Annotated in this window: 24 protein-coding genes; 13 read left to right on the forward strand and 11 right to left on the reverse strand. The window is 53.9% G+C overall.

Features of this window, described 5'->3' with window-relative positions; all coding sequences use genetic code 11:
- Positions 1-174: 174 nt before the first annotated feature.
- Both C7820_RS18305 and moaD read right to left on the reverse strand, forming a co-directional pair.
- Positions 175-1224, reverse strand: a complete 1050-nt coding sequence (locus C7820_RS18305) for an HD-GYP domain-containing protein (RefSeq protein WP_116232248.1) — start codon at positions 1222-1224, stop codon at positions 175-177.
- Between the two features lie 89 nt (positions 1225-1313).
- On the reverse strand, positions 1314-2042 hold the full coding sequence (moaD, locus tag C7820_RS18310) for a molybdopterin converting factor subunit 1 (protein WP_116232249.1): 729 nt from the start codon (positions 2040-2042) through the stop codon (positions 1314-1316).
- Between the two features lie 130 nt (positions 2043-2172).
- On the opposite strand from moaD, the gene C7820_RS18315 reads away from it, so the two are divergent.
- The 10 genes from C7820_RS18315 (at position 2173) to C7820_RS18360 (ending at position 11683) form a co-directional block, all read left to right on the forward strand.
- The gene (locus tag C7820_RS18315; RefSeq protein ID WP_397334201.1) at positions 2173-3609 is read left to right on the forward strand and encodes a bifunctional metallophosphatase/5'-nucleotidase; all 1437 of its coding nucleotides are present in this window, start codon (positions 2173-2175) and stop codon (positions 3607-3609) included.
- Positions 3610-3630: 21 nt separating this feature from the next.
- Positions 3631-4458 carry an undecaprenyl-diphosphate phosphatase gene (locus C7820_RS18320; protein ID WP_076170492.1) on the forward strand — a complete coding sequence of 276 codons (828 nt, stop codon included), beginning with the start codon at positions 3631-3633 and terminating at the stop codon, positions 4456-4458.
- Between the two features lie 134 nt (positions 4459-4592).
- Positions 4593-5675 (forward strand): HD-GYP domain-containing protein, encoded by a 1083-nt coding sequence (locus C7820_RS18325; protein ID WP_251677467.1) that lies wholly within the window; start codon positions 4593-4595, stop codon positions 5673-5675.
- A 297-nt stretch (positions 5676-5972) separates the two neighbouring features.
- A complete protein-coding gene (gene yfkAB, locus C7820_RS18330) occupies positions 5973-7106 on the forward strand; it encodes a radical SAM/CxCxxxxC motif protein YfkAB (RefSeq protein ID WP_116232251.1) in 1134 nt (377 codons plus the stop codon).
- A 34-nt stretch (positions 7107-7140) separates the two neighbouring features.
- Positions 7141-8484 carry a hemolysin family protein gene (locus tag C7820_RS18335; protein ID WP_373319036.1) on the forward strand — a complete coding sequence of 448 codons (1344 nt, stop codon included), beginning with the start codon at positions 7141-7143 and terminating at the stop codon, positions 8482-8484.
- 10 nt (positions 8485-8494) lie between these two features.
- Entirely contained in the window at positions 8495-9526 is a 1032-nt protein-coding gene (gene ytvI, locus C7820_RS18340; protein ID WP_076170488.1) for a sporulation integral membrane protein YtvI, read from the forward strand.
- 241 nt (positions 9527-9767) lie between these two features.
- Positions 9768-10010 (forward strand): spore coat associated protein CotJA, encoded by a 243-nt coding sequence (locus C7820_RS18345; RefSeq protein WP_145136083.1) that lies wholly within the window; start codon positions 9768-9770, stop codon positions 10008-10010.
- The gene (locus C7820_RS18350; RefSeq protein ID WP_076170486.1) at positions 9994-10269 is read left to right on the forward strand and encodes a spore coat protein CotJB; all 276 of its coding nucleotides are present in this window, start codon (positions 9994-9996) and stop codon (positions 10267-10269) included. The genes C7820_RS18345 and C7820_RS18350 overlap by 17 nt, the downstream gene beginning before the upstream one ends.
- Positions 10270-10304: 35 nt before the next feature.
- Positions 10305-10874, forward strand: coding sequence for a manganese catalase family protein (locus tag C7820_RS18355; protein WP_116232253.1), 570 nt, complete (start codon positions 10305-10307; stop codon positions 10872-10874).
- 122 nt (positions 10875-10996) lie between these two features.
- A complete protein-coding gene (locus C7820_RS18360) occupies positions 10997-11683 on the forward strand; it encodes an HAD family hydrolase (RefSeq protein ID WP_116232254.1) in 687 nt (228 codons plus the stop codon).
- A 62-nt stretch (positions 11684-11745) separates the two neighbouring features.
- Here C7820_RS18360 and C7820_RS18365 read toward each other — a convergent pair whose 3' ends face one another.
- Genes C7820_RS18365 through C7820_RS18390 form a run of 6 tightly spaced genes read right to left on the reverse strand, consistent with a single transcriptional unit; the run spans position 11746 to position 18390 of the window.
- Complete coding sequence (locus tag C7820_RS18365) at positions 11746-12879, reverse strand: YheC/YheD family endospore coat-associated protein (protein WP_116232255.1); 1134 nt, start codon at positions 12877-12879, stop codon at positions 11746-11748.
- On the reverse strand, positions 12861-13382 hold the full coding sequence (locus tag C7820_RS18370) for a GNAT family N-acetyltransferase (RefSeq protein ID WP_116232256.1): 522 nt from the start codon (positions 13380-13382) through the stop codon (positions 12861-12863). Before C7820_RS18370 ends, C7820_RS18365 begins: the two co-directional genes overlap by 19 nt.
- 22 nt (positions 13383-13404) lie before the next feature.
- A complete protein-coding gene (locus C7820_RS18375) occupies positions 13405-14511 on the reverse strand; it encodes a YheC/YheD family endospore coat-associated protein (protein WP_116232672.1) in 1107 nt (368 codons plus the stop codon).
- A gap of 2 nt (positions 14512-14513) precedes the next feature.
- Entirely contained in the window at positions 14514-15890 is a 1377-nt protein-coding gene (locus C7820_RS18380; RefSeq protein ID WP_116232257.1) for a YheC/YheD family endospore coat-associated protein, read from the reverse strand.
- On the reverse strand, positions 15890-17011 hold the full coding sequence (locus C7820_RS18385) for a YheC/YheD family endospore coat-associated protein (protein WP_116232258.1): 1122 nt from the start codon (positions 17009-17011) through the stop codon (positions 15890-15892). The genes C7820_RS18380 and C7820_RS18385 overlap by 1 nt, the downstream gene beginning before the upstream one ends.
- A gap of 11 nt (positions 17012-17022) precedes the next feature.
- A complete protein-coding gene (locus C7820_RS18390; RefSeq protein ID WP_116232259.1) occupies positions 17023-18390 on the reverse strand; it encodes a YheC/YheD family endospore coat-associated protein in 1368 nt (455 codons plus the stop codon).
- A 290-nt stretch (positions 18391-18680) separates the two neighbouring features.
- Between C7820_RS18390 and C7820_RS18395 the strand changes: the two genes are divergently transcribed.
- The 3 genes from C7820_RS18395 (at position 18681) to C7820_RS18405 (ending at position 20862) form a co-directional block, all read left to right on the forward strand.
- Entirely contained in the window at positions 18681-19028 is a 348-nt protein-coding gene (locus C7820_RS18395) for a YlbF/YmcA family competence regulator (protein WP_089545814.1), read from the forward strand.
- A gap of 84 nt (positions 19029-19112) precedes the next feature.
- Positions 19113-19400: a hypothetical protein gene (locus tag C7820_RS18400; protein WP_076170477.1), complete on the forward strand. Its 288-nt coding sequence runs from the start codon at positions 19113-19115 to the stop codon at positions 19398-19400.
- Positions 19401-19527: 127 nt separating this feature from the next.
- Positions 19528-20862 carry a DRTGG domain-containing protein gene (locus C7820_RS18405; protein WP_089545815.1) on the forward strand — a complete coding sequence of 445 codons (1335 nt, stop codon included), beginning with the start codon at positions 19528-19530 and terminating at the stop codon, positions 20860-20862.
- Between the two features lie 188 nt (positions 20863-21050).
- On the opposite strand, the gene C7820_RS18410 is transcribed toward C7820_RS18405, so the two are convergent.
- From C7820_RS18410 to C7820_RS18420, 3 genes are read right to left on the reverse strand one after another with little or no spacing between them, the layout of a single operon-like run.
- A complete protein-coding gene (locus C7820_RS18410; RefSeq protein WP_306433629.1) occupies positions 21051-21398 on the reverse strand; it encodes a YtpI family protein in 348 nt (115 codons plus the stop codon).
- A 14-nt stretch (positions 21399-21412) separates the two neighbouring features.
- The gene (locus C7820_RS18415) at positions 21413-21916 is read right to left on the reverse strand and encodes a sporulation membrane protein YtrI (RefSeq protein ID WP_116232260.1); all 504 of its coding nucleotides are present in this window, start codon (positions 21914-21916) and stop codon (positions 21413-21415) included.
- A 3-nt stretch (positions 21917-21919) separates the two neighbouring features.
- Complete coding sequence (locus C7820_RS18420; protein ID WP_076170474.1) at positions 21920-22246, reverse strand: YtrH family sporulation protein; 327 nt, start codon at positions 22244-22246, stop codon at positions 21920-21922.
- Positions 22247-22391 lie beyond the last annotated feature (145 nt).

The raw sequence follows: 22391 nt of genomic DNA on the forward strand, positions 1-22391 counted from the left end.
GCTTTTTAGATATAAGGAGAAAGTATAAGCTTCTGAGACTACGGCATCCTTTATAACGCAAGAAAGCTTCGGATAAACGGGGCATGTCTTTTATAAAAGTCCGCCGATAGGTATTTTTTTTCGTCACAATCAAAAAGAAGCCCTCAACTGAGGGCTTCTTTTGCATTGAACGGGTTACATATAAATTTGATCGATGGCAATATTCCGGTCAGAGGACAGATCGATGAACCGGTTCTCGGTCTTTACAAGCGGACGGAAGAAATCCGCCGGATTGGTCATGATAATGGTGCCGGTTTCCCCGGAAGTCAGGGTGACCCGTTTGCCGATAAAGTTCGGGAGCATATGGCTGATAAACGCCTGGGTTGCCCGGGGGCTCAGCTTACCGAAGCTGAGGCTGTACAGCTCGCGGAGCACGGTCAGCAGTTCCTGCTTCGTCTGATACACACGGTTCGTTGTCATCGCACTAAACACGTCAGCCACCGCGGTAATCCGAGAAAAAGGATGGACTTCAAGCTCGCCGCACTGGTGGGGATAGCCGCTCCCGTCGTCACGTTCGTGATGCTGCAGCGCGACCAGCGCGGGAATTTCATCGTTGGTGGAGCTTCGGATGATATCGTAACCGTAGACGGTATGACGCTTCATTTCTTCAAATTCTTCCGGTGTAAGCTTGCCGGGTTTGTACAACAGCTCGGCGGGGACGAGGCATTTGCCGATGTCATGCAAAAAACCCGCTTTTCCGGCTGCGTAGGCCTCCTCGGGGGCATACCCGAGCCAGGTAGATATGTAGTAGGAAAGAATGCCGACCTGAACGGAATGTTGGTATGTATATTCGTCTTCCGGATTGATGGACAAGAGGAGGGAGACCACGTCGGTATGGGTGCTGAGCCGGTCCACCAGAGGCTCCATAATGTCATTGACGACGGTCGTGTTGATCCGGCCTGTCGAAAGGGCTTCCAGATACAGCGACTCAAACCCTTCCACCGCTTGTCCAACCTGTTCTTCCACCTTGGAAGCAGGTTGACCGGAAAGGAACGGTGATGAAGCGGTCGGCTCATCCGGCCGGGAGGGGTCAACCTCCACATAAGCGATGCCATGTTGAATCAGCTTGCTGATCTCTTCAAGCTTCAGTTCCTTCCCTTTGTGGAGCACATGAAGCCCGATATCGTTAAACGTATCGGCTTGAAGCCGATCACCGGGCCGTAATTCCGTGACATGAACTCTCAAAACTGATCGTCACCTCATTGTTCAGATTGGAACCTATTGTTTTGAAATCTATATTAGCAAGAAAAATATGGATTATCAACGAACTCTTCTTAGACGGAGGGAGGGAGCGTCGGGTCCCATGGCCCCTTTTGATGTCCCTTCCATTCCGACCCGTCCTCCCAAATTTCCTTCTTCCAAATGGGCACGGACTGCTTGAGCTTCTCAATTGCATACCGGCTCGCTTCATAACAAGCCTCCCGGTGCCCGGTCGATACCGCGATGATGACGCTGATCTCTTTCACATCGACTGTACCGATACGGTGCGAAATCGCACAGCGCGTGCCCGGCCAACGTTCGGCGATTTCACGGCCGATCAATTCAAGCTGCGCCAGTGCCATCGGGATATACGCATCGTACTCCAAGTGAACGGTGCGCTGCTCACCCGTCATTTCCCGGGTTGTCCCGACAAAAGACAGCGTGGCGCCATGGTTGTCGTCCAGCACCTTGGACGTCACCTCATCAACGGACAGCGGCTGATCGGTAATACAGTATAAGCCGTCTGCTGATGCTTCCTGTACTGAGCTACTTCCGTCTCCGCCCGATACGGGTGGAATCAAGGCGACTTCGTCACCTGCCGTAATAAGCGAGTCACCCGGCGCATAATTCTGATTAACGGCAACAAAAGAAACGGAGATCTGCGCGGCAGCCTCCGGGTACAATTCGGTCAGCTTTTGTTTCAAGCCGTCGGCTGTGATGGATTCCCCTTCGACGGACAGAGATAAAACAGAGGTTTGGAGCCGTTCTGCAAGACCGGCAAACAATCGAATATCAAGCTGCATTTCTTTCTCTCCTCGGGCGTGGTAGTTCATGTCTTCAATATACCATATCCACCTTGAAAATGTTATGCTTATCCCTAGGAGCATTTGGGCCTAACAAGGCGAGAACAGTGAAAGGGGAGGTTACCCAATGATGCTGCAGAACCAGGCAAAATCGATTACAATCCTGCATACGAATGATATACACAGCCACTTTGAAACGGTTAGTTCCATTGCAGCCCTGGCTGCCGCCGAACGCGCTCAGGCGGCGGAGAGTCCTCTTTTACTGGTGGATATAGGAGATCATATGGACCGGACGGCCGTCGAAACCGAGGGGACGATGGGCCAGACGAACATCGACATATTGAATTTAACGGGATATGAGGCGGTTACGATCGGGAACAATGAGGGGCTGACATTTACCCCGGACGTGCTGGAACGCCTATATGCGGGCCTGCAGTCCCCGGTTATTTGCTGCAACATCCATGAGCAGCTCAGCTCAGCGCCACCCGCATGGATGAAGAAACGCGTCATTCTGGACAAGGACGGAATCCGGATCGGGCTGACAGGAGCTACGGCCCCGTTCTCCGACTTCTACAAGCTGCTCGGCTGGGATGCCCTGGAGCCGCTGCAAGCGTTGCAGGAGCAGGTGGAGGCGCTGCGTCCGGAGGCCGACATCGTGATCATTTTATCCCACCTCGGGCTGTCTACCGACCGGCTGATGGCAGAACGAATTCCGGGTATCGACCTGATTCTCGGCGGTCACACCCACCATCTGCTGGAAGAGCCGCTGCGGATCGGTGATACGGTGCTGTGCGGAGCGGGAAAGTACGGTCAATACGTCGGTAAGGTCGTCATGACTCAACAGGATGACGGCCGTTTCCGTGTCATCGAGGGAGGATGCCAGCCGGTCGATACCGGCCTTTTGGATGAAACGGTGTCCCGTGCCCTTGGTATTCATCGCGAGCGGGCTGAAGAAGCCCTGAAAGAGCCTGTGGCGGTTACGGACCGGCCGCTGTCCCTGACGCATACAGGAGAGTCGCCGTTCGGCAATTTGCTGGCGCAGTCGGTCCGTCAGTTCACCGGCGCGGAGCTGTCGCTTGTCAACACGGGGCAGCTGCTTGGCGATCTGCCGGAAGGGGAAATTACAGCGGGACTGCTTCACGAGCTCTGCCCATCTCCGATTAACCCCTGCGTGATCAGCCTCAAAGGGGAGCATATCCGGCGAAGCCTGGAGGAGAGCCTCCTGCCGGAATATTGGAGCAAGGAAATCCGGGGATTCGGGTTCCGCGGCAATGTCCTCGGCAATATCGCGGTGGACGGAATTGAAGTCTTGTACGATCCAAGCCGCATCCCTTATGATAGGATTGTTCAAATTTCGCTTCAGGGGGAGCCGCTGCGGGACGACCGGATGTACACTGTTGGGACGTTGGACATGTTTACGTTCGGGACGGGATATGAGCAGATATCTCGGGGGGAAGATCCGAAATACTTGCTTCCCGAGTTTTTGCGGGACCTGCTGAGACTTGAGCTCCAGCGTCCCGGAAGTCTGGATACCTGCGGCAAGCACCGTTGGATCGAGGTTGTTTAAGAAGGACCAGAGGAGGAAGAAATGGATACCATTACTGCAATTATCTTGGGGATTGTGGAGGGGGTTACGGAATTTATTCCGGTCTCTTCAACGGGGCACATGATATTGACGTCCAAGCTCTTGGGCTATGATGAGCAGGACCCCATTATGAAAACCTTTGAAATCGTTATTCAGCTGGGGGCCATTCTGGCGATCGCCCTCGTCTATTGGAGACGGATTCTGGATCTGCTGGGCATCAAGCGGACCATGCCCGAATCCGGAAGCCTGCGGTCCGGGAAGAAACTGAATCTGCTGCATGTTATTATCGGGATCGCCCCTGCACTCATTGTGGCTTTTTTTGCCAGGGACTTTATCAAGAGCCTGTTCAGCGCAAATACGGTCATCTGGGCGCTGATCGTGGGCGGGATCTTCATGATTTTTGCCGAGTGGTTTAACAAGTCCAAAGCCAGAATCACCGCCGAAACGATGGATGACCTGTCGTACAAGCAGGTGCTGTTGATCGGGCTTTATCAAATTTTATCTGTCGTATGGCCGGGATTTTCGCGTTCGGGATCCACGATTTCCGGAGGGATGCTGAGCGGGGCAAGCTACAAGGCGTCGGCCGATTTCTCGTTTCTGATTGCCATTCCGATCATGTGCGCCGCTTCCGGCTATGAGATGCTGGATTCGTACAAGTATATGACCAAGGATACGATTGGCATGTTCGTCATCGGATTTATCGTAGCTTTTGTGGTGGCCTATGTCGTTGTGCTTGCTTTTATGAAATTGATTCAAAAAATTCGTCTGACCCATTTCGCCATTTACCGGTTTGTGCTTGCCGCCGTGTTTTGGCTGTTCGTTATGCGCTGATTCAAGGACAGTAATGTGATCGACTAATTCAGCATAGCGTGGATGGGCTACATAGGATGGCAGGGGGAAACTAGGTAAACGGACCTGGGAAGCAATAACCGGGCGGCCGTGATTTTAGGCAGGAGTGGATCGTGTTGCGTTTGGTACCCGTTCCGATGCTGCAGCAGGGAATGAAAATCGGCAAAAAGATATACAGCGACGAGGGTGTTGTGCTTCTCGCGGAAGGCGTGGAGCTCACCTCCTTGCTGATCAGCCGCCTGCAAAAGCTGGACATCGGTTATATTTATGTGGAAGATCATCTGACGGAAGGCATCGATATCCCCGAAATGCTCCGGGAGGAAACGAGGCGTCAGGCTCTTCAGAAGATTCGCGTCAATTTTCAGCGGTTATCCGAAGCCTCTCCGATTACTGGAGGGTATCACCATCTGGGAAAGCAGTTCTCCAAGGTGATGGAGTCCATTCTTGAGGATGTCAGTTCCCAGGAGGACTGCATGATCATGCTGATGGACATGAACACCGCAGATCATTACTTATATAAGCATTCCTTAAATGTGTGCGTATATTCACTTGTGCTGGGGATTGCGAGCGGTTATACGCAGGACCAGCTGATGGTGCTGGGGCTGGGTTCGCTGCTGCATGACATCGGAAAAACCCAAATTCCCCAAAAAGTGCTGTTCAAGCCGCAAAAGCTGGATGATGAGGAATTCAGACTCATGCAGGCGCATGCCCAAATCGGCTTTAAAATCCTGAAGGACGAGCCGAATATTCCGCTCCTGGCCGCGCACTGCGCCTTTCAGCATCATGAACGGATTAACGGGTCAGGTTATCCGCGCGGCATCAAGGGTGATGATATTCACGAATATGCCCAGTGGGTGGCGCTCGCTGACTCCTACGATGCGATGACCTCGCACAGGGTGTACCGGCCTGCGATGCTTCCGCATCAGGCCGCTGAAGTGCTGTACGGCGGGGCAGGTACCTTGTACGACCAAAAGAAGCTGGAGCTGTTCCGGGATAAGGTGGCGATCTATCCGCCCGGCTTGTCGGTCAAGCTGAGTACCGGGGAGACGGGAGTGGTGTCGAAAATTCACGCCCATATGCCCCATCGTCCCGTGGTCCGCATCTTGCAGGATCCGGAAGGGGTGCCGCTGCAGGCACCTTACGAGGTGGATCTGTCCCAGTCGCTCTCCGTTATTATTGACGGCGTTCTCGGGGATTAGGGAGAGCAGAAATTAGGATTTGTCATGACCGGAAGACCCATAAAGCGAGCGGTATAGGGCGGTAATGGATGCAGTGGAAATTCGATTTCCCTGCTGCCCGCAGGAGCCGCCGGTTTAGGGGTCTTTTTTCTTCTTGTCCCGGCATACCTATTCAGACAGAGAGATTTTTCGCGCTTCATGGTATGATAGAAGGAATGACATATTCTCCTGAGACAACCGGACTGCTCTCGGTCTGGAAAATAATGGTTACACAAAAACCGTGTTTTGGGTTAAATAAAGAAATAAGGTGAGTAAATAATGAATACTGTAAATACCCGGGGAGCACTTGCCCCCTTATCTCCGAGCAACGACCCATGGGATCCGATTGAATCCCTTCGTACATATGGCCGGCATGTGCTGACCAGTGTCGAAATGACAGTGACGCATTTGTGCAATATGCGCTGCGAGCACTGTGCGGTCGGCGATATGCTCGTTATGAAAGAGGCAGAATTTCTTCCGCTGGATTTGATGCTGCGGCGTCTGGACGAGGTAGAGCATCTGCAGACGATCAGCCTGACCGGAGGCGAGCCCTCCTTCCGGGAGAAGACGGTGAAAGAGGTCATCGTCCCTCTGCTCAAATATGCTCAGGACCGGGGAGTCCGCACGCAGATCAACTCCAATTTGACGCTGGATATCAGCAGATATGAAGCGATGCTGCCGTACCTTGACGTGATGCATATTTCGTTCAACTATTTGAACGGAGACGATTTCCATGAGGTGGGCTTCGCCAACAGCAACCATCCGGTTCCGAAGGAAACCGCCTACCGCATGTATGACAAAATGATGGAGAACGCCCTGAAGCTGAGCGAAGCGGGCATGTTCATTTCGGCAGAATCCATGATTAATTACCGGACGCATACAAAGCTTGCAGGAATTCACAAACTAATCGGGGAGATGGGCTGCCGCCGCCATGAAGTGCATCCGATGTATGCCTCCAATTTTGCCACGGAGCTTCCGGTGCTTTCTTTGGAAGAGACGCGCAGAGCGATCCACAGCTTGCTGGATGTTCGCGATTCGCAGATGTGGATGCTGTTCGGAACGCTGCCGTTCTTCGCGTGCAGCGATATTCACGAGGATTTGAAGCTGATCCGGAGGCTTGCGGATGCGCCGAACGTCACCGTGCGCAACGATCCTGACGGCCGCAACCGCGTCAACGTCAATTTGTTCTCGGGCGACGTCTACGTCACCGACTTTTCCGATATCCCGGCGTTCGGTAATATTCAAACCGGCCGCCTAGACGACATCTTTAATGCGTGGCAGACCGGGCATCCGCTGAACAAGACGGTGAACTGCCATTGCGACGCTGTGGGCTGCTGCGGTCCGAATCTGCTCGTGAAGGACATGTATTATAAAGATACCGATTTTACCGTGAAAAAAGCGAACTTATTATAGAAATGGGGCGTTGTCATTGGACGGGGAGTTAGAAATAGGCAAATTGCTTTTAAACCTCTTTTTTGTTCTGCTGCTGGTATTTTTTAACGGCGTGTTTGTGGCCGCTGAATTTTCGCTTGTAAAAATGAGGCAGTCCCGGCTGACGCAGCTGGTCAGCGAAGGCAACCGGCTGGCCGGCTATGCGCTCCGGGTGAACAACAAACTGGACGCTTATTTGTCCGCTACCCAATTCGGCATTACGCTGGCATCTCTCGGTCTCGGCTGGATCGGGGAGCCGGCCATTTCGGAACTACTGGTAGAGCCCTTGATGTATAAAATGGGGGTTACCGACAGAACGCTCATCGCCACCGTATCCGTGGTGCTCGGGTTCTGTGTCATTACTTTCTTACATATCGTGCTTGGGGAACTGGCTCCCAAGTCGCTTGCCATTCAGAAGACGGAAGGGGCCGCCCTGCTGCTGTCCGCCCCGCTGATGGCCTTTTATAAAATATTTTTCCCTTTCATTTGGCTGCTCAACGCTTCCGCCAACGGATTGCTTCGCTTGTTCGGCGTTCATCCGGCCAGCGAAGCAGAAGCTGCGCATTCTGAAGAGGAAATCCGCATATTAATGAATCAGAGCGCCAAAAGCGGGGTCATCGATAAGGACGAGATGAAACTGATGGACAACATCTTCGAGTTCTCCGACCTGCTGGCGCGCGAAATTATGCTCCCACGGACGGATATGGACTGCCTGTACACGACGAATACGCTGGAAGAGAACCTGCAGATCATCAGTGATACGAAGCATTCCCGTTATCCTGTCGCCGTGGAGGACAAGGACCAGATTATCGGATTTGTGCATATTACCGATTTTCTCCTGGCCGACGCCGAGCATCAGAAGGAGCTGACCTCGCTGGTCCGTCCGATTCTGAACGTGCCGGAGTCGATGGAAATCAGCCATGTGCTGCGCCTCATGCAGAAGAAGCATGCCCAGCTGACGCTGGTGGTCGACGAATACGGCGGCACGGCCGGCATGCTGACGGCCGAAGAGATCCTCGAAGAAATCGTCGGGGAGCTCTATGACGAATTTGAGGACGAGCGTCCCGATGTCGAAATCCAGGAGGATGTCATCTCGGTTGACGGGCGGATGCTGATCGAGGATGTCAACGATCTGACTGGCGTCATCATTGAGGATGACGAGGTTGATTCGATCGGCGGCTGGCTGTTCAAGGAGCTGGAAGGCAATCCGGTAAAAGGCAAAAAGGTCCAGGTGAGCAATTTCGTGTTTGAGGTCGAGGAATCGACCAAGCTCCGGATTACCCGGGTTAACATTCACCGCGTTGCCGATACGGAAGTCATCGACGAGGAGGAACAGGAAGGGACGGATAACGGGGATTAAGGAGTGAAGCATGACTGGCAAACAGCTGGTGTTCGTCGGTGTGGGACTGCTCCTGCTGTATTTGCTGTTTACGGCAGGCGCCCCATTTGTACTGGCTGCGCTCGTGGCCGTTTCGCTGGAGCCGATCAACCGGATGCTGATCGGGAGGCTGAAATGGAATCGTGTCGCTGCCGCTTCGCTTACATGTACGTTGTTTATGCTCATGATTCTTCTTTTGGTGTACATGCTGGGTTTTCAGGTTTTCGCCCAGCTGCTGGAATACTGGAAGAATGCGCCGGCATACTTTGCGTCGGCCGACGATTTCGTGCAGACGACACTGATCCAGGCGAGAGGGCTGTTTGACCGGTTTCAGCCGGAGCTGGCCGAGAGCCTGAGGGAAATGCTGACCAATCTGACGTCATACGCCGAGTCGCTCATCAACTCGTTGTCGTCAACCTTTTTATCTTTTGCCAAGGGCATCCCGGGCACGTTTGTGTTTTTGGTGGTTTTCTTTGTCGCTGTCTATCTGTTCAGCTTTGGACTGGAGACGATCAAGGCAGGGATTCTATCCCTGTTCGAGGAGGAGACCCAAGACCAGATCAACGAGGTGCTGCACAGCCTGAAGCGGTCCATCTTCGGCTTTATTCAGGCCCAGATGATCCTGAGCGCTTTTACCTATGTATTGACGCTCACGGGGCTGCTTATCCTCGACATTCATTACCCGCTGGCGATCGCCCTGCTGATCATGGTCGTCGATATTTTGCCGATTCTGGGGGTCGGCTCGGTGCTGATTCCCTGGGCGGTATACCTGTTTATCGTGGGCGACTCTTATACCGGCTTTGGGCTGATGCTCCTGTTTGGGGTCATTACGATTGCCCGCCGGGTGGTCGAGCCCAAAATCATCGGCGATTCGGTCGGCATCGGCGCCCTGTCGGCTCTGGTGAGCATGTATATCGGCTTCAAGCTCGTCGGCGTGATCGGCGTATTTATCGGCCCGCTGGTGGTCATTATTTATTCGGCGGTCCGGAAAGCGGGACTGTTCCAGATCAAGATCAGATTTTAAAAGTTCATCATTGAAGGCTCGCGCTTCATCCAGTGCTTCGACAGGAGCTGCTAGAGTCCTTTGCACTGACCCCTTGGCGGTAAATCGACCGCAAATCAGGGGTCTTTTTGTTGTCCCATGAACTTTTTTGTTCAGATTCCGCGGATGGGTCATATGTTTAATTACGAAGAGTGTCTGATTTTTCGTCTTCTCAAGGGAAATCAGCGACTTTAGTATGGACAACAAAAAGGAGGAGCAAGTGGTGAACTCACAGGTACGAGTGTATAAGCCTTTCATTGGCCCGTTTGATCCGTGCCCGCCGCTGCCTTACAGGACGTACGTCGTCCCGCCCAACCAGTATATCGTGTTCCAACCTCTGGACTGGCCGCAATTCAGCCTCGCCGAGGCGCTGAAGCTGGGAACGCTTTGGCCGAACCTTTACAGCCCTTATGAATCTAAAAGCAAAAGAGTGGAGGAGGTGGGGAGTGATGGAGAACCAGTCTAAACCGGCGGTGGATCAGCGCTACTACGAGCTGCTTGAAAAGCTGCAGATGATCGACTTTGCCTTGGTCGAGCTGAATCTGTTTCTGGACACCCATCCGGACGATTTAAAAAGCATCGAGCAGTACAACCGGCTCGCCCAGGAGCGGATCCCGATCGTCCGGGAGTTTCAGGAATCCTATGGACCGTTGATGCATTTCGGCCATGCCTATTCGAAGTTCCCGTTTGAATGGCCGCAGGCCCCGTGGCCATGGCAGGTGTAACCGGCAAAAGAATCTAAAGGAGGCGAATGTCCCGCATGTGGATATATGAAAAAAAGCTGCAGTATCCGGTCAGGGTCGGCAAGTGTGATCCATATATGGCCCGGTTGCTGCTGGAACAGTACGGCGGTGCCGACGGGGAATTGGCCGCTGCCTTGAGATATTTGAATCAACGGTACACCATCCCGGATAAGGTCATCGGCATTCTCAACGACATCGGCACGGAGGAATTTGCCCATCTGGAAATGATTGCCACCATGGTTTATAAATTGACAAAAGACGCGACGCCGGATCAGCTGAAGGCGGCCGGACTCGCAGATCACTATGTCAATCATGACAAAGCTTTGTTCTACCAAAATGCAGCCGGGGTCCCATGGACGGCGGCGTACATTCAGGCCAAAGGCGATCCGCTCGCCGATTTGTATGAGGACATCGCCGCAGAAGAAAAGGCCAGGGCTACATACCAGTGGCTGATTGACATGACGGATGACGTGGACCTGCAGGACGGATTGAAGTTCCTTCGGGAGCGGGAAATCGTCCATTCGACCCGGTTCCGGGAGGCCGTGGAGATCATTAAAGATGACCGGGGTAAAAAACGCTTCTTCTAAAGGTAACCTTTTTTATGAACGACCGAAGTTTACAAGGCTTGGCACTTCCCTTATCATAGGCTTGTAATTGGGTGATACTGAGTATTGCGCATTAAAGCAGGCAATGAAAGGGAAGATAACCGATGGACAAAGAGAAGACATTGAACAAGCCGCAGGCGATATTGTTCGACATGGACGGCACGCTGTTCAAAACCGAATCGCTGCTGCTGCCGGCCCATCAGCGGTTGTTCGACAAGCTGCGGGAGGAGGGGCTGTATACGGCACCGACGCCCCCGGCGGAACGGATGATGGGCAGTCTCGGGATGCTGCTGGAGGACATTTGGAAAGTGGTCATGCCGGACGGCAGCGAACGTGCCCATGCGCGAGCTAACGAGCTCCTTCTCCAGCTGGAATTGGAGGGGCTCAAGGCAGGGAACACCGAGCTCTATCCCGGCGTGAAGGAAACGCTGGCACGTTTGAAGGAGCAGGGCGTGCGCCTGTATGTCGCAAGCAACGGGCTGGAGCATTACGTAAAGGGGATCGCGGACGCGCACGGTATTCTGAACCTTTTTGACGGCCTGTACAGTGCCGGGGAGCACGGAACCAAATCAAAGGTGCATCTGGTGGAATTACTGCTTCAGCGCGAAGGCGTAAGCACGGCCTGGATGGTGGGCGACCGTTCTTCGGATGTGGAAGCCGGCCGGAAGAACGGCCTCGCCGTCATCGGATGCCAATACGCCGGGTTTGGAAACCCTGATGAACTGGCAGGGTCCGACGTCCTCATCAGCTCGTTTGACGAACTTCTGGGGCTGTATGCCACATCGGTGTAAATCGGCGATGAGCCGCCTAAGAAGGAATAATCATAGCTGCATATAAAGAAAAACAAACCGCGCTAGAGCTGCGGTTTGTTTTCTTTAGTGTCGGCGGTTTCCGTCTTCTGCTTGTAAACCCACAGGGCGTATTCCAACGGTCTGGTGATGGCCGTGCGGTACAGTTCGGGCTCGCCGATCTGGGAGAAGACTTCCCTAGCGGGCTTGGGATTGACTTCGAGCAGGTAAATCCGGCCTTTCCGGTTGATGGCGAGATCGAGCGCCAGCTCGCACAGCGGTCCGTACTGGTGCTCCAGATAGGCGGCGATGTCCACGCCCATCTTGCCTGCCGTTGAGATCACTTCCTGCCGCTGCTCCTCATCCGTGATCCAAGAAGACAGCATTTGATGAGCGGGCACGGCTCTTCCGCCGCCGTGCAGGTTAGAGGTGACGCTTCGCGGCGCCCCCACCCGGCCGGCAATGCCGGTCAGCTGCCAATGCCCCTCCTTGTTTTTCTGCACCAACATGCGGTAGTCATGAACCCGGCCGTCGGGAAGCTCCACGGCGATGCCTTCCTGGATCAAATACCGGTCCTTCATATTCCAGCCGCTCAGGATGGCGCCGAGCCGGGAAGCGTGGATTTTTTGCGGAGAGATGATTTTCCGCTGCTGATTCCGTCCTTGAATGTAGTACTGGGAAGCAGCCTTTAATTTTTCAATCCGTAAAATACCCCGCCCGCCGGTACCGTTGATCGGTTTTAAAAACACGACAGACCTGTTCTTCAGCATTTGGTGGACGTCTGTCAGTCCGTGATACAGGCGCGTTTCCGGCAGAAACTTCCGGAATTCCGCCTTTTTGGACAGCACCTCGTGAATGGTCCATTTGTTGCGGAGCGGTTTGTTCAGAAACAGCATTTTGCTGTACCGGCTCCGGAACTGCAGAAGCTGGGCAAAGCGGGGGCTCTTCTGGATGCGGCACCGGTCGTAAATCATATCCGGGAAGTTTCTCCATCGCCGGGTCCACTTCTTTTGCTTTGCGTCGTATTCCATGGCAAAGATTTTTTTCTTGCTGTCGCTGACGTCCATCGGGGTAAACACAAATACGTCAAGTCCCAGCTTGCCGCCTTCAACGATCATTTTCTGATAGATCGGTTTTTCCTCCAAATGCTTATGCTCGTTCAGATACAGCGTCAAGATGCCTAACACGGGTAGCGGCACAGGGGATCACCTTCTTGGGTCAGAGTAATGGATGCACCATCCGGATCTCCACACGGCCCCTCCATGACCAGGGCAGGCTCTCCGGCAGCCCCCTGGTTGATGGCAACGGCGTGAAGTCCGGCGCGAAAGCACATTTTAACAAAAGGAAGCCGGCTCAGAAGAGCCTCGCATCGCATGGAGCCTAACTGCCGCAGCTGCGAGGCTAAAAGGGAGGTGCCGATCCCTCTTCCGCGGTACAGCGGATGGACGACGACGAGACACCCCTCGGTCCCGTAGCCCGATACAAAGCTGACACCGGCCAGACGTTCCCCGTCTTCGCACCGGACGGTTGCGGCCATAAGCGAGGTTCCCTGCGCAGTGAGCTGCTCCGCCGTCAATCGGGCAAGAAGAATGAACTCCGCGCGCGCCGCCTGATTTCCACCGTGTTCAAACACAAATTTGAGAATTTTGGCGTGCTGGCGTAGCCAATCTTCACGGGTCGGGGTTATCGTTAAGATCTGCACCTGTCAATCACTTCCCTTGCAATTACATTTTAGGTTGATTGGAGAGATATTCGCTGTATTGGAAAATTCGCTTGAGAGACCGCTTCCGGATATGCGGTTCATCGAATTTCATCGGCTTGGCGTTTGCCTCAAAGAACCAGATATTTCCTAACTCGTCAATTCCAAGGTCCATCGACATCTCTCCATGTTCGTAGCCGGAAGCCTTCTCAATCTGGCGGGCGATGATGATCGCCGTCGTTCGGACGCGGTTCAGAATCACGGCCGACATCTCGGATCCGAATACATCGGACAGGAGCTTGCTGGGATCCTCGATCGTACCGCCTCTCGGCACATGGGTCGTAATGCTCTTAGAACCCGCCATTCTGGCTCCCACACCGGTAACGCCCCATAAGCCTTTGTTGTTTTTTTGCAGCAGCGCCCTTAGGTCAAAGTGCCGGTTGTTGACGGATGCGAGCTCGATGCCCTGCTGAATAATGTAGCGTGCGCTGCCGGTTTCGCTTTTGATCCGTGCCCAGAGGCGGTACAGATTCCGTGTTTTGTACGTGGTGCTGGATCGGTGGTGCTGAACTTTGAGCCGGTAGGGAAGCAGTTTGTCCCTCTGGTATCTCAGCATCATAATGCCTTTTCCGGCTTTTCCGCTTTCGGGCTTGAGGTAGAGGCAGGGATAACGCTCAAGCATTTTCTGCAGCGTGGTCACGCTTGTGAAGCGTTTGGTTTTCGGTACCAGATGCTCCGTCGCTTTGGAGCTTCTGAGCCACTCGAACAGATGCCATTTGTTAAAAAAGTGCGGATTGAACAGCGAAATGGATGGATGTTTCATGCATTCCTTGATTTTCTGGCGCACAGCGGGCCGGAGTTCGTCTTCACGCTGCGGAATCCGGTTATAGATGACCTGGGGCAGCGGAAAATACTGCTGTTCCCAGGTCTCCTCCTCATTTAGCGTAAATCCCTTGATCCGATCCTCCGTCAGCTTCAGATCTTTAGCTGTGACTACATAGACAGGAAATCCCATTTTCTGTCCTGTCTTGACAATATCTTCAAAATTCTGTTGATTTCCCCGGAAATAACCGTGGGAATCCGACATGGTCAGGATGGCCACTACGGGTTTGTTGTCGGTATGACTCCGGATGTTCACTCCACATCCCTCCTGCGGAACTTGCTCAAATACAGGCAGTGTTCAAGAATATGCTCCACGGATGCCTTGCCTTCCGCCTTGAGGGAAGGATGGCTGAAAATGGAACGGCCCGGCTTTGCGTTCGCTTCAAACATCCACACTTTCTCGTCTTGGTCGATACCCAGATCAAAACCGATTTCTCCAAGGAGGTGCTGGTGATGGAACTCAATCGCTTCGGCCAGGGTAATCGCGACTTTTTTGGCGTTTTGCAGCACCTCGTCGGATCTGTCGCCAAAGGTCCGGCTCAATGCCTGTTCAGGAGTAAGGAGGGAGCCACCATTCTTCAGGTGGGTCGTTACACTGCCGCGGCCGGCCTTTTTGGCGCCGACACCGACAACAACCCATTTGTTGTTGCCGTTCTTATGCATATGGAAGCGGAAGTCGATCGGGCAGTTATCGATTTCGACCAGCCGGATTCCCTGCTGAATGACATACGTTTCCAGGGTGCGGCCATGTCTGGATTTAAGCATCCGCATCAAGCTGTTGAAGTTGCTGAAACGAAGCAGGACGTTGCCGCCTCCCTTCCGGTAACGGGCGAAATATCCCCTTCTCGGGAGGTAAGTCAGACGATAGATGCCTTTTCCCAAGCTTCCTGCGGACGGCTTATAGTACAGAAATTGATGCCTTTCAAGCATATCCTTGATCCGTTCCGGGGAAGGGTTGATATGGGATTCGGGCACGTACCGGTTCACCGTGTTGTCGTCTTCAAGCAGGCGGTAGATGTCGGATTTGTTGAAGAAGCTCCAGTTAAAAAACGGAATTCTCTTGCGGGTCAGCCGCTCTCTGAGCTGATTGATGGAAGAGGAGGTTTCCGCTTTCCGGCTCGGGAGGCGGTTGTAGACGACATCGGGCAGCGGAACGGTTTTGCGGTAAAAGGTGCCGTTGTCGTTCAGAAAATAGCCCCGGACCGTCTCCTGCTGCCAGTTGATGTCCTTGGGCGTAAAGGCAAAAATATACGATTTCCTTTTCCCCTCGCGGAGAAGCTGCTTGATGAAATTCGTCCGGGAAGCAAACGGCTGCGATGGCGATGTGCTGGGGCCATCCGAGAGCACGCCGATCAGAGGACCGAGCTGAACTTCGTCCTCCTGAAGGTTTCTCAGCATGACCCCGCCGGCGTTTGGAACGTGGATGCCGCTTCGGACACCTGAGCTGAGGAAGAGGTGCTTACCCGTCTTTTTAATGGGCTTAACGGTTGCGTTAACCATGTCTTTTCCCAGACGGAGCTGTATATTCTTTTTGCCGGACAGCTTGAGGCTTTTCATCAGCGAATTCGAAATGTAGACGACTTTCTCGGGCTGCTGCGAAAAATGAACATTACAAAATGTCAAACTCATCAATTTACCCTCCTAAGTTGTCGAAGCAATAAATAGCGGGCATAACGGAGCGGATTTTCCGTAGCGAGAACATCGCTGCCTGGTTCCCCAATGTGCCGGAAGGAGGTGCGCCCCGGTTTGGAATTGACTTCAAGCAGCCAGATTCTCCCTTTCGTATCAATGCCAAAATCGATACCCAGTTCTCCGAGCCGGCCATAACGGCTTTCCAGAATCGGCGGAATCTTCTCCGACAGATTATGAAGACGATCCCTTATGTGTTCTGCCCGGTCAGCCCCGAATTGTTCGGTCAGAAAAGGCAGGACAGACAGAGGTTTTCCTCCGCCGTGAAGGTTTGAGGTAATGCTGTCCGGGTTGCCCAGGCGCAGCGCCATGCCGGTATGCATCCACGAACCCGTTTCATTTTTTTGCATCAGCACTCTAACGTCAAAAGGGGCGCCGTCTGCGCTGTACAAATGCAGGAAGGGCTGAATCAGGAACGAACGCTCCCCGGTAAACCTTCGGATCCATGCCAGGCCGCAGCGCGTATCGTCGAAATGCTTCACAAAAGGCAGGTTGCCTGCGCTTCTTCCCCGGATCGTCAGAGATCCGTCTGCAGCATGACGTGTGACGCGAAGCGTATTTTTTCCCTGGGATCCGCTCATCGGCTTCATGAACAGCTCGCCGTCATATTTCTCCAAGGAGCGCAGCAATTGGCTGCTCCCGCGATAGACGGCAGTCGGAGGAAGATACGGCAGCAGGCCGGGCTCCTTCCGGAGCACTTGGTCCACCTGCCCTTTCCCGGGAAGTCCGCGGGACCACAGGATCCATCTCTTCCCTGTAGGGGCGTCCGCCAACAGCCTCGCCGCTGCCCGGTATTCGCTGCCTCGCTGCGGAAAACAGCGGTCGTAGACGATATCCGGAAAGGGGATCGTGACAGCGTGCCACGCCCCATTGTTGAAGATATATCCGTGGATGATCTCCTGTCCCTCCGACACGCCGTCAGGGCAAAAAACGACGACCTGAATACCGTATTTCCTGCCGGCTACAGCTAATCGGCGGGCGTATCCTTCTCCCGAGAAGGGAGGGGAGCCCGGTGTGGAGGAACTTAGGATCCCAATAGTTCCGATTGTGGTTGTACTCATCGCGGCACCTCCTAAAACCCTGACAAGAAGGCGCAGTATTCCAGCAGGCGTTTGACGGAAGGCCTTATTTTCTGTTCATGGAGCGGCGTATTGTCGTTTTTGGAAGGCTTGGAATTGACCTCGAGCAGCCATATTTTACCGGAGGTATCCATGGCCAGGTCGATGCCGAGTTCGCCGAAATGGGCGGGCAGCAGCGCATCCAGGCCTTTGGCGATGTCCAGCGAAGCCCGCTGCAGCTTGGCGTGTGCGGTGCTTTTCACGGCCGGCGGGAGGGCGCAGCGGTTCACAGCTTCCTTTACGGTGCTGAGGGTTCCGCCTCTGGCGAGGTTCGATACAAAATGGTTTCCGCCCGCGATCCGGGCTACGACCGAGGTCACGCTCCATTTACCGAGCCCGTTCTTTTGGACGAGCGCACGGAAATCGATGGGACGTTTGCTGTGGTCGATGAGCGTCAAGCCCTGCTGAATTTGGTAGCGGGTGCTTTTCATTTTTCCGGAGACATTGGTAAACAGTTTGTTAAGGTTGGGATAGCTTTGTTTTTTGGGGCCGCCTACCGATGTCGCCAAAGTTTGGTAGGTGCCGTCAGACTGCCTGGAGATCCGGATGATCCCTTTGCCGAGGCTCCCCCGCACCGGTTTCAGAAACACGACCGGATACTGGCTGCACATCTTCTTCAGGATGGAATAGCCGGTCAGCAGGTGCGATTCCGGCATCAGCCGGGATAAGGAGGAGTCCTGCTTCAGCGTGTCGAACACTTCATTTTTGTCCAAAAACTTTTCGTTGAATATGTGGCTCCCGTAGCGGGATTTTACTTCTTTCATAAAATGCTGTACGCTAGGTTTATTCTCCATTTTGCGTGTCGTCAGGCGGTTATTGATGACATCTGCGATAGGCATCGTTGTCTGGCGCCATCCGCCGTCATAGATCCAGCCCTGTATGCTGCTTGCACTCTCGGTGATGTGATTCGGAGTGAAGAAGTATACGTATGCACCCTGCTTGCGGCAGGCGTTGACGAGTTCCCTGCAGAACATGGAAATGGAACCGAACGGCTTTTCCGGTGTGTCAGGATAATCCCGGCTGATCAGGACGCTGATGAGCGGACCCAGCCTGAGCGTTTTGCTGGATGAGCTGTATGCCACTCGGAGCACGGGACGGGACGCTAAGCCCATTTTGCGGGCCAGTGGCTCGCTGATGCGCAGGCCGGAATATTTTGCTGCGGAAATAACGGTGATCTCTTGTCTAAAGGAACCAAAGGACAGCTGCAGAGGCCGGTCGGTGGGAATCTTCCACTGTTTGATCAGTCTCTCGCCGAGCATGACGGTGTTTTCTTTCACAATGCCCGGGCTGAACGTTTGGACCGGTAGCTTTTTTTTGGACATCGTGGATCTCCTTCCAACAACAACTTGATGTCTACAGGGCAGATAAGGAGCATCTGCAATATTGCATGTAATGCATCATATGAGGACATATATCCCTTGGTGATTGACCCACTTTTATAAAAACCGGGATTTCAGCCCTTCATTTTTCCGGAGACGGTCGGATTGATAAGCTGTGAGCAAAGCAAAGCTTGCGATTATCGGAGGATTCACTTCCGCGGGAGTCAGCGGTCCGTCTCCCATAAAACACGCCGATTGGTAACTGCCCAAATTTAAGGAGGAAATGACAACCTATGAACATTTATGACAAAGCGCACGATTTGGCCAAAGCCCTAAAAGAAAGCTCGGAGGTCCAGGAAATCAGCTCGGCGATGAGTCTGATTGAAGCGGATCCGGAGAGCAAACAAATGCTTGAGGATTTCCGCCAGCGGCAGATGGAAATTCAGCAGCGGATGATGTCCGGGGATATGCCATCCCAGGAGGAGATGGAGAAGATGGAGAAGCTCTTCGACGTGCTCAGCCTGAACCTGAACATCCGCCGGTTGTTTGAAGCGGAGCGCCGCCTCAGCACGATCATCGAGGACGTGAACAAAATCATCTCGGACAGCCTCCAGCATCTGTACGGGGGACAAAGCCTGTAGGTTGGACAAAACTTTTCTCATATTTTCGCAGACCCCTTCATAGAGTAGAAATATAGAGTTACCAAATGAAGGAGCTGCGATGAGATGAAAAAAAGAAGCAAACTGAAGCATTCTATTTACCTACTTCTCGCTCTGGCGATGCTGGTGTACGCTCTGCCCCGGATCAACTTCAGCGGCGGATGGACTTGGGCTTCCGGGTTCGGAGCGGCCTGGGCCGTGTTTGCCTTCCTGATAATCGGCTCGCACCTGCATTATTTGCTTGGGGTGGACGAAGAGAAGCAAAGAGCGCTGGAGCGCATCCGCAAGGCCAAGCTGCAGCAGTGGCAGCTGAAATGGCCGGAGGAAACACAGCAGCGTCAGGAAAATGTATAAATGCGATCAAAAGCTGTCTTGCGCAATGTTATTGCGTGGAGGCGGCTTTTTTGCGTTGTTATTTTCCGGCCACAACCATGATATAATAGTACAGTATGGTACAGATAGAAACGTGGGGGTGTAACAGTTGGAGGGCCGCGATGAAACGATTACGAAACATGAGCAGCTGCTGCAGCATATCGAAGGGCTGAAAATTGGCACCAAGATTTCGGTCCGCAAGCTGGCGAAGGAAATGTCCGTTAGCGAAGGGACCGCTTACCGGGCGGTAAAGGACGCCGAAAACCTGGGCATCGTCGTGACCAAGGAAAGGATCGGCACCGTCCGGGTCGAGAAGAAGCCGCGGAATATTTCCGAGCAGCTCACCTTCGCCGACGTGGTCGAGATCGTGGAAGGCCACATGATCGGCGGAGCCGATGGACTGAATAAACATCTGCATAAATACGTCATCGGCGCCATGGAAGTGGACGCCATGGCCCGTTACATCGACGCGGGCAGCCTGCTCATCGTGGGCAACCGCGCCGACGCGCATTCGCTGGCGCTGGAGCAGGGAGCTGGCGTGCTCATCACCGGCGGATTCGGAACGAGCCGGGAGGTCAAGGAGCTGGCCGACACGCTCGACCTGCCGATTTTTTCATCGCGCCACGACACGTTTACGGTGGCGTCGCTGATCAACCGGGCCATTTTCGACCGCCTGATCAAGAAGAAAATTATGATCGTCGAGGACATCGTCAACACCCGGGCCAAAATCCACGCCCTCAAGCTGTCGAGCACCGTGGCGGATTGCAAAGCGCTTGCGGATCAGACCGGACAGCTGCGGCTGCCGGTCATCGATGAGTGGAACCGGGTGCTCGGTATCGTGAACCGGAGCGATATGAAGGACCTGCCCGATGGGCAGAGCATCGAGAAGCTGCTGGTCCGCAATCCGGTCACGGCCGGACTGCAAACCTCGCTCGCGTCCGCAGCGCAGCTCATGATGTGGGAAGGCGTGGACTTTCTGCCGATCGTCGACCGCAACCGCAAGCTGGTGGCGACCGTGTCGCGGAAGGAAGTGCTTCAGGCCATGCGCGACGCCCGCAAGCAGCCGCAGCTCGGCGAGACGTTCGACCATTTGATCTGGAACGGATTTGCGGATGAGCGGGATGAGGAGGGGCGGCTCTTTTTCCACGGCTTTATTACGCCGCAGATGGCGACGGATCTCGGTACGATTTCGGAAGGCATCCTGACCACGGTGATGACGCAGGCGGCGCTGCGGGCGGCGAAGGATATGACGGGGAACGACTTTGTCCTGGATAACATGTCAACGTACTTCGTCCGCCCGGTGCAGATCGAGGATCCGGTGACCGTCATGCCGCGGCTGCTGGAGGCGAGCCGGCGGACGTGCAAGATCGAAATCGAAATGCTGCATGACGACAGCCTGGTGGCCAAAGCCGTGCTGACGCTTCATTCTATCGAGCATGGATAAGAGATATCGGGCATGGCAGGATTGGCCATGGTCATAGCCAGACATAAATATAACCGGCCAGCATCTTTGATCAAAGATACGGCCGGTTATTTGTTGTGTGTGGCCCTGCTTATCTCCCGCACGTTAAAGTTTGGGTCTTGTCCACGCTTAAAAGATTCAGGTTACTTTGCGCAAATGCAGCCACAGGTTCAAGCTTTCGTATCGGAGGATTTCATACGGCTGAAATGGCCCCGATTGCGGATGCCCGCGAAAATATTGAACGCCCCGAGGACGAGGAACAGCCCCTCGATAACGACCGCGGCGGTCGATCCATGGAAAATAAACATGCAGATCAGCGCAAGCACGATCAGCATTATTCCAAGGCAGATATTCATATTCGAGCCGTACAAGCCCCGGTCACGGACATCGGCGGAACGCCGCGCGCGGTAGCTGTAGTAAGCGGAACATAAACAGGTAATCACCAGCAGCGCAAATAGGCAATAGCGGATGACGGAAATCATCGAATGCTGCAGCTCCTTTACTGTCAATAACTTCAATATTCCTCATTGTATCACGATTTGCCGACCGAAGCGACACTTTGAGGCTCGATGTCGATCCAGATCTGGAGCACGCCCTCCGCCACCAGCATCGTCTTGATTTCGATGGAATATTCCTTATCGCGCACCCTGTAAATTTTGCGATTGAGGAGGTTCCGGGCGATTTTGCTGTCCTCGTCGATATCGAAAATGTTCCGTCCCCGCAGCACCTCCAGATCCTCGCCGAGCTTGCGGATCACTTCCTTGACGATGACCGGATCGAGAGGCGGGTCCCGCTGCTCCGCACGGATTTTGATTTCCTTGATCACGGTCTGCTGGTTGTTGTACTTTTTCAGCGTTTTGATGTCGTCCTCGTACTGCTGGATCCGAAGCTCCAGGTCCTGATTGGACGCCCAAAGCATGTCAAAGCTGGAGTGGAACACCGAATTATACACGACGCTTCCGATAACGGCGCCCAAGACGAAGACGGCGGTCAGCTGGGAGAAATGGCGGTATCGGCTGAACGGAGGAATCCGCATCGGCTACTCCCTGCCGCCGCAAACCCATTTGACCAGCTCGCTGCCCATGTGAGCGCCGAGAAAGGCGAAGAGGAGAAACAGAACCTGCTTGATGGCGGGGGAAAGATTGCCTCCCATAAAATTGCTCTCGATGACCCGCATCGGATCGATCGTGCCGCCGATCGCCGCCGCCATCGCCCATATTTTAATCCGATCGGCCACCTCGAGCATGGTGTGTGTCGGTGATTGCAGCGAAATGACCGCACCGATCCCGCCGACCATCGCACCGCCCAGCACGATGCCGAAAGCGATAAAGAAATCCAGTATGGCTTTGGATAAAAACACGCTCATGATTCCCAGTCCTTTCCCGAGGAGGTCGGAAACGCCTTGTCCAGCGGTTTCCTTATTCCATTCTATGGGCGGTTCTAGGCGGATTATGATAAAATAATAAATAGTGCATGAAACGTTAAAAACCAGTGATCACTGCGGCGAAAAG

Origin of the sequence: Paenibacillus sp. VMFN-D1, assembly GCF_003386155.1 — a bacterium.
Taxonomy (GTDB): Bacteria; Bacillota; Bacilli; order Paenibacillales; family Paenibacillaceae; genus Paenibacillus_AQ; species Paenibacillus_AQ favisporus.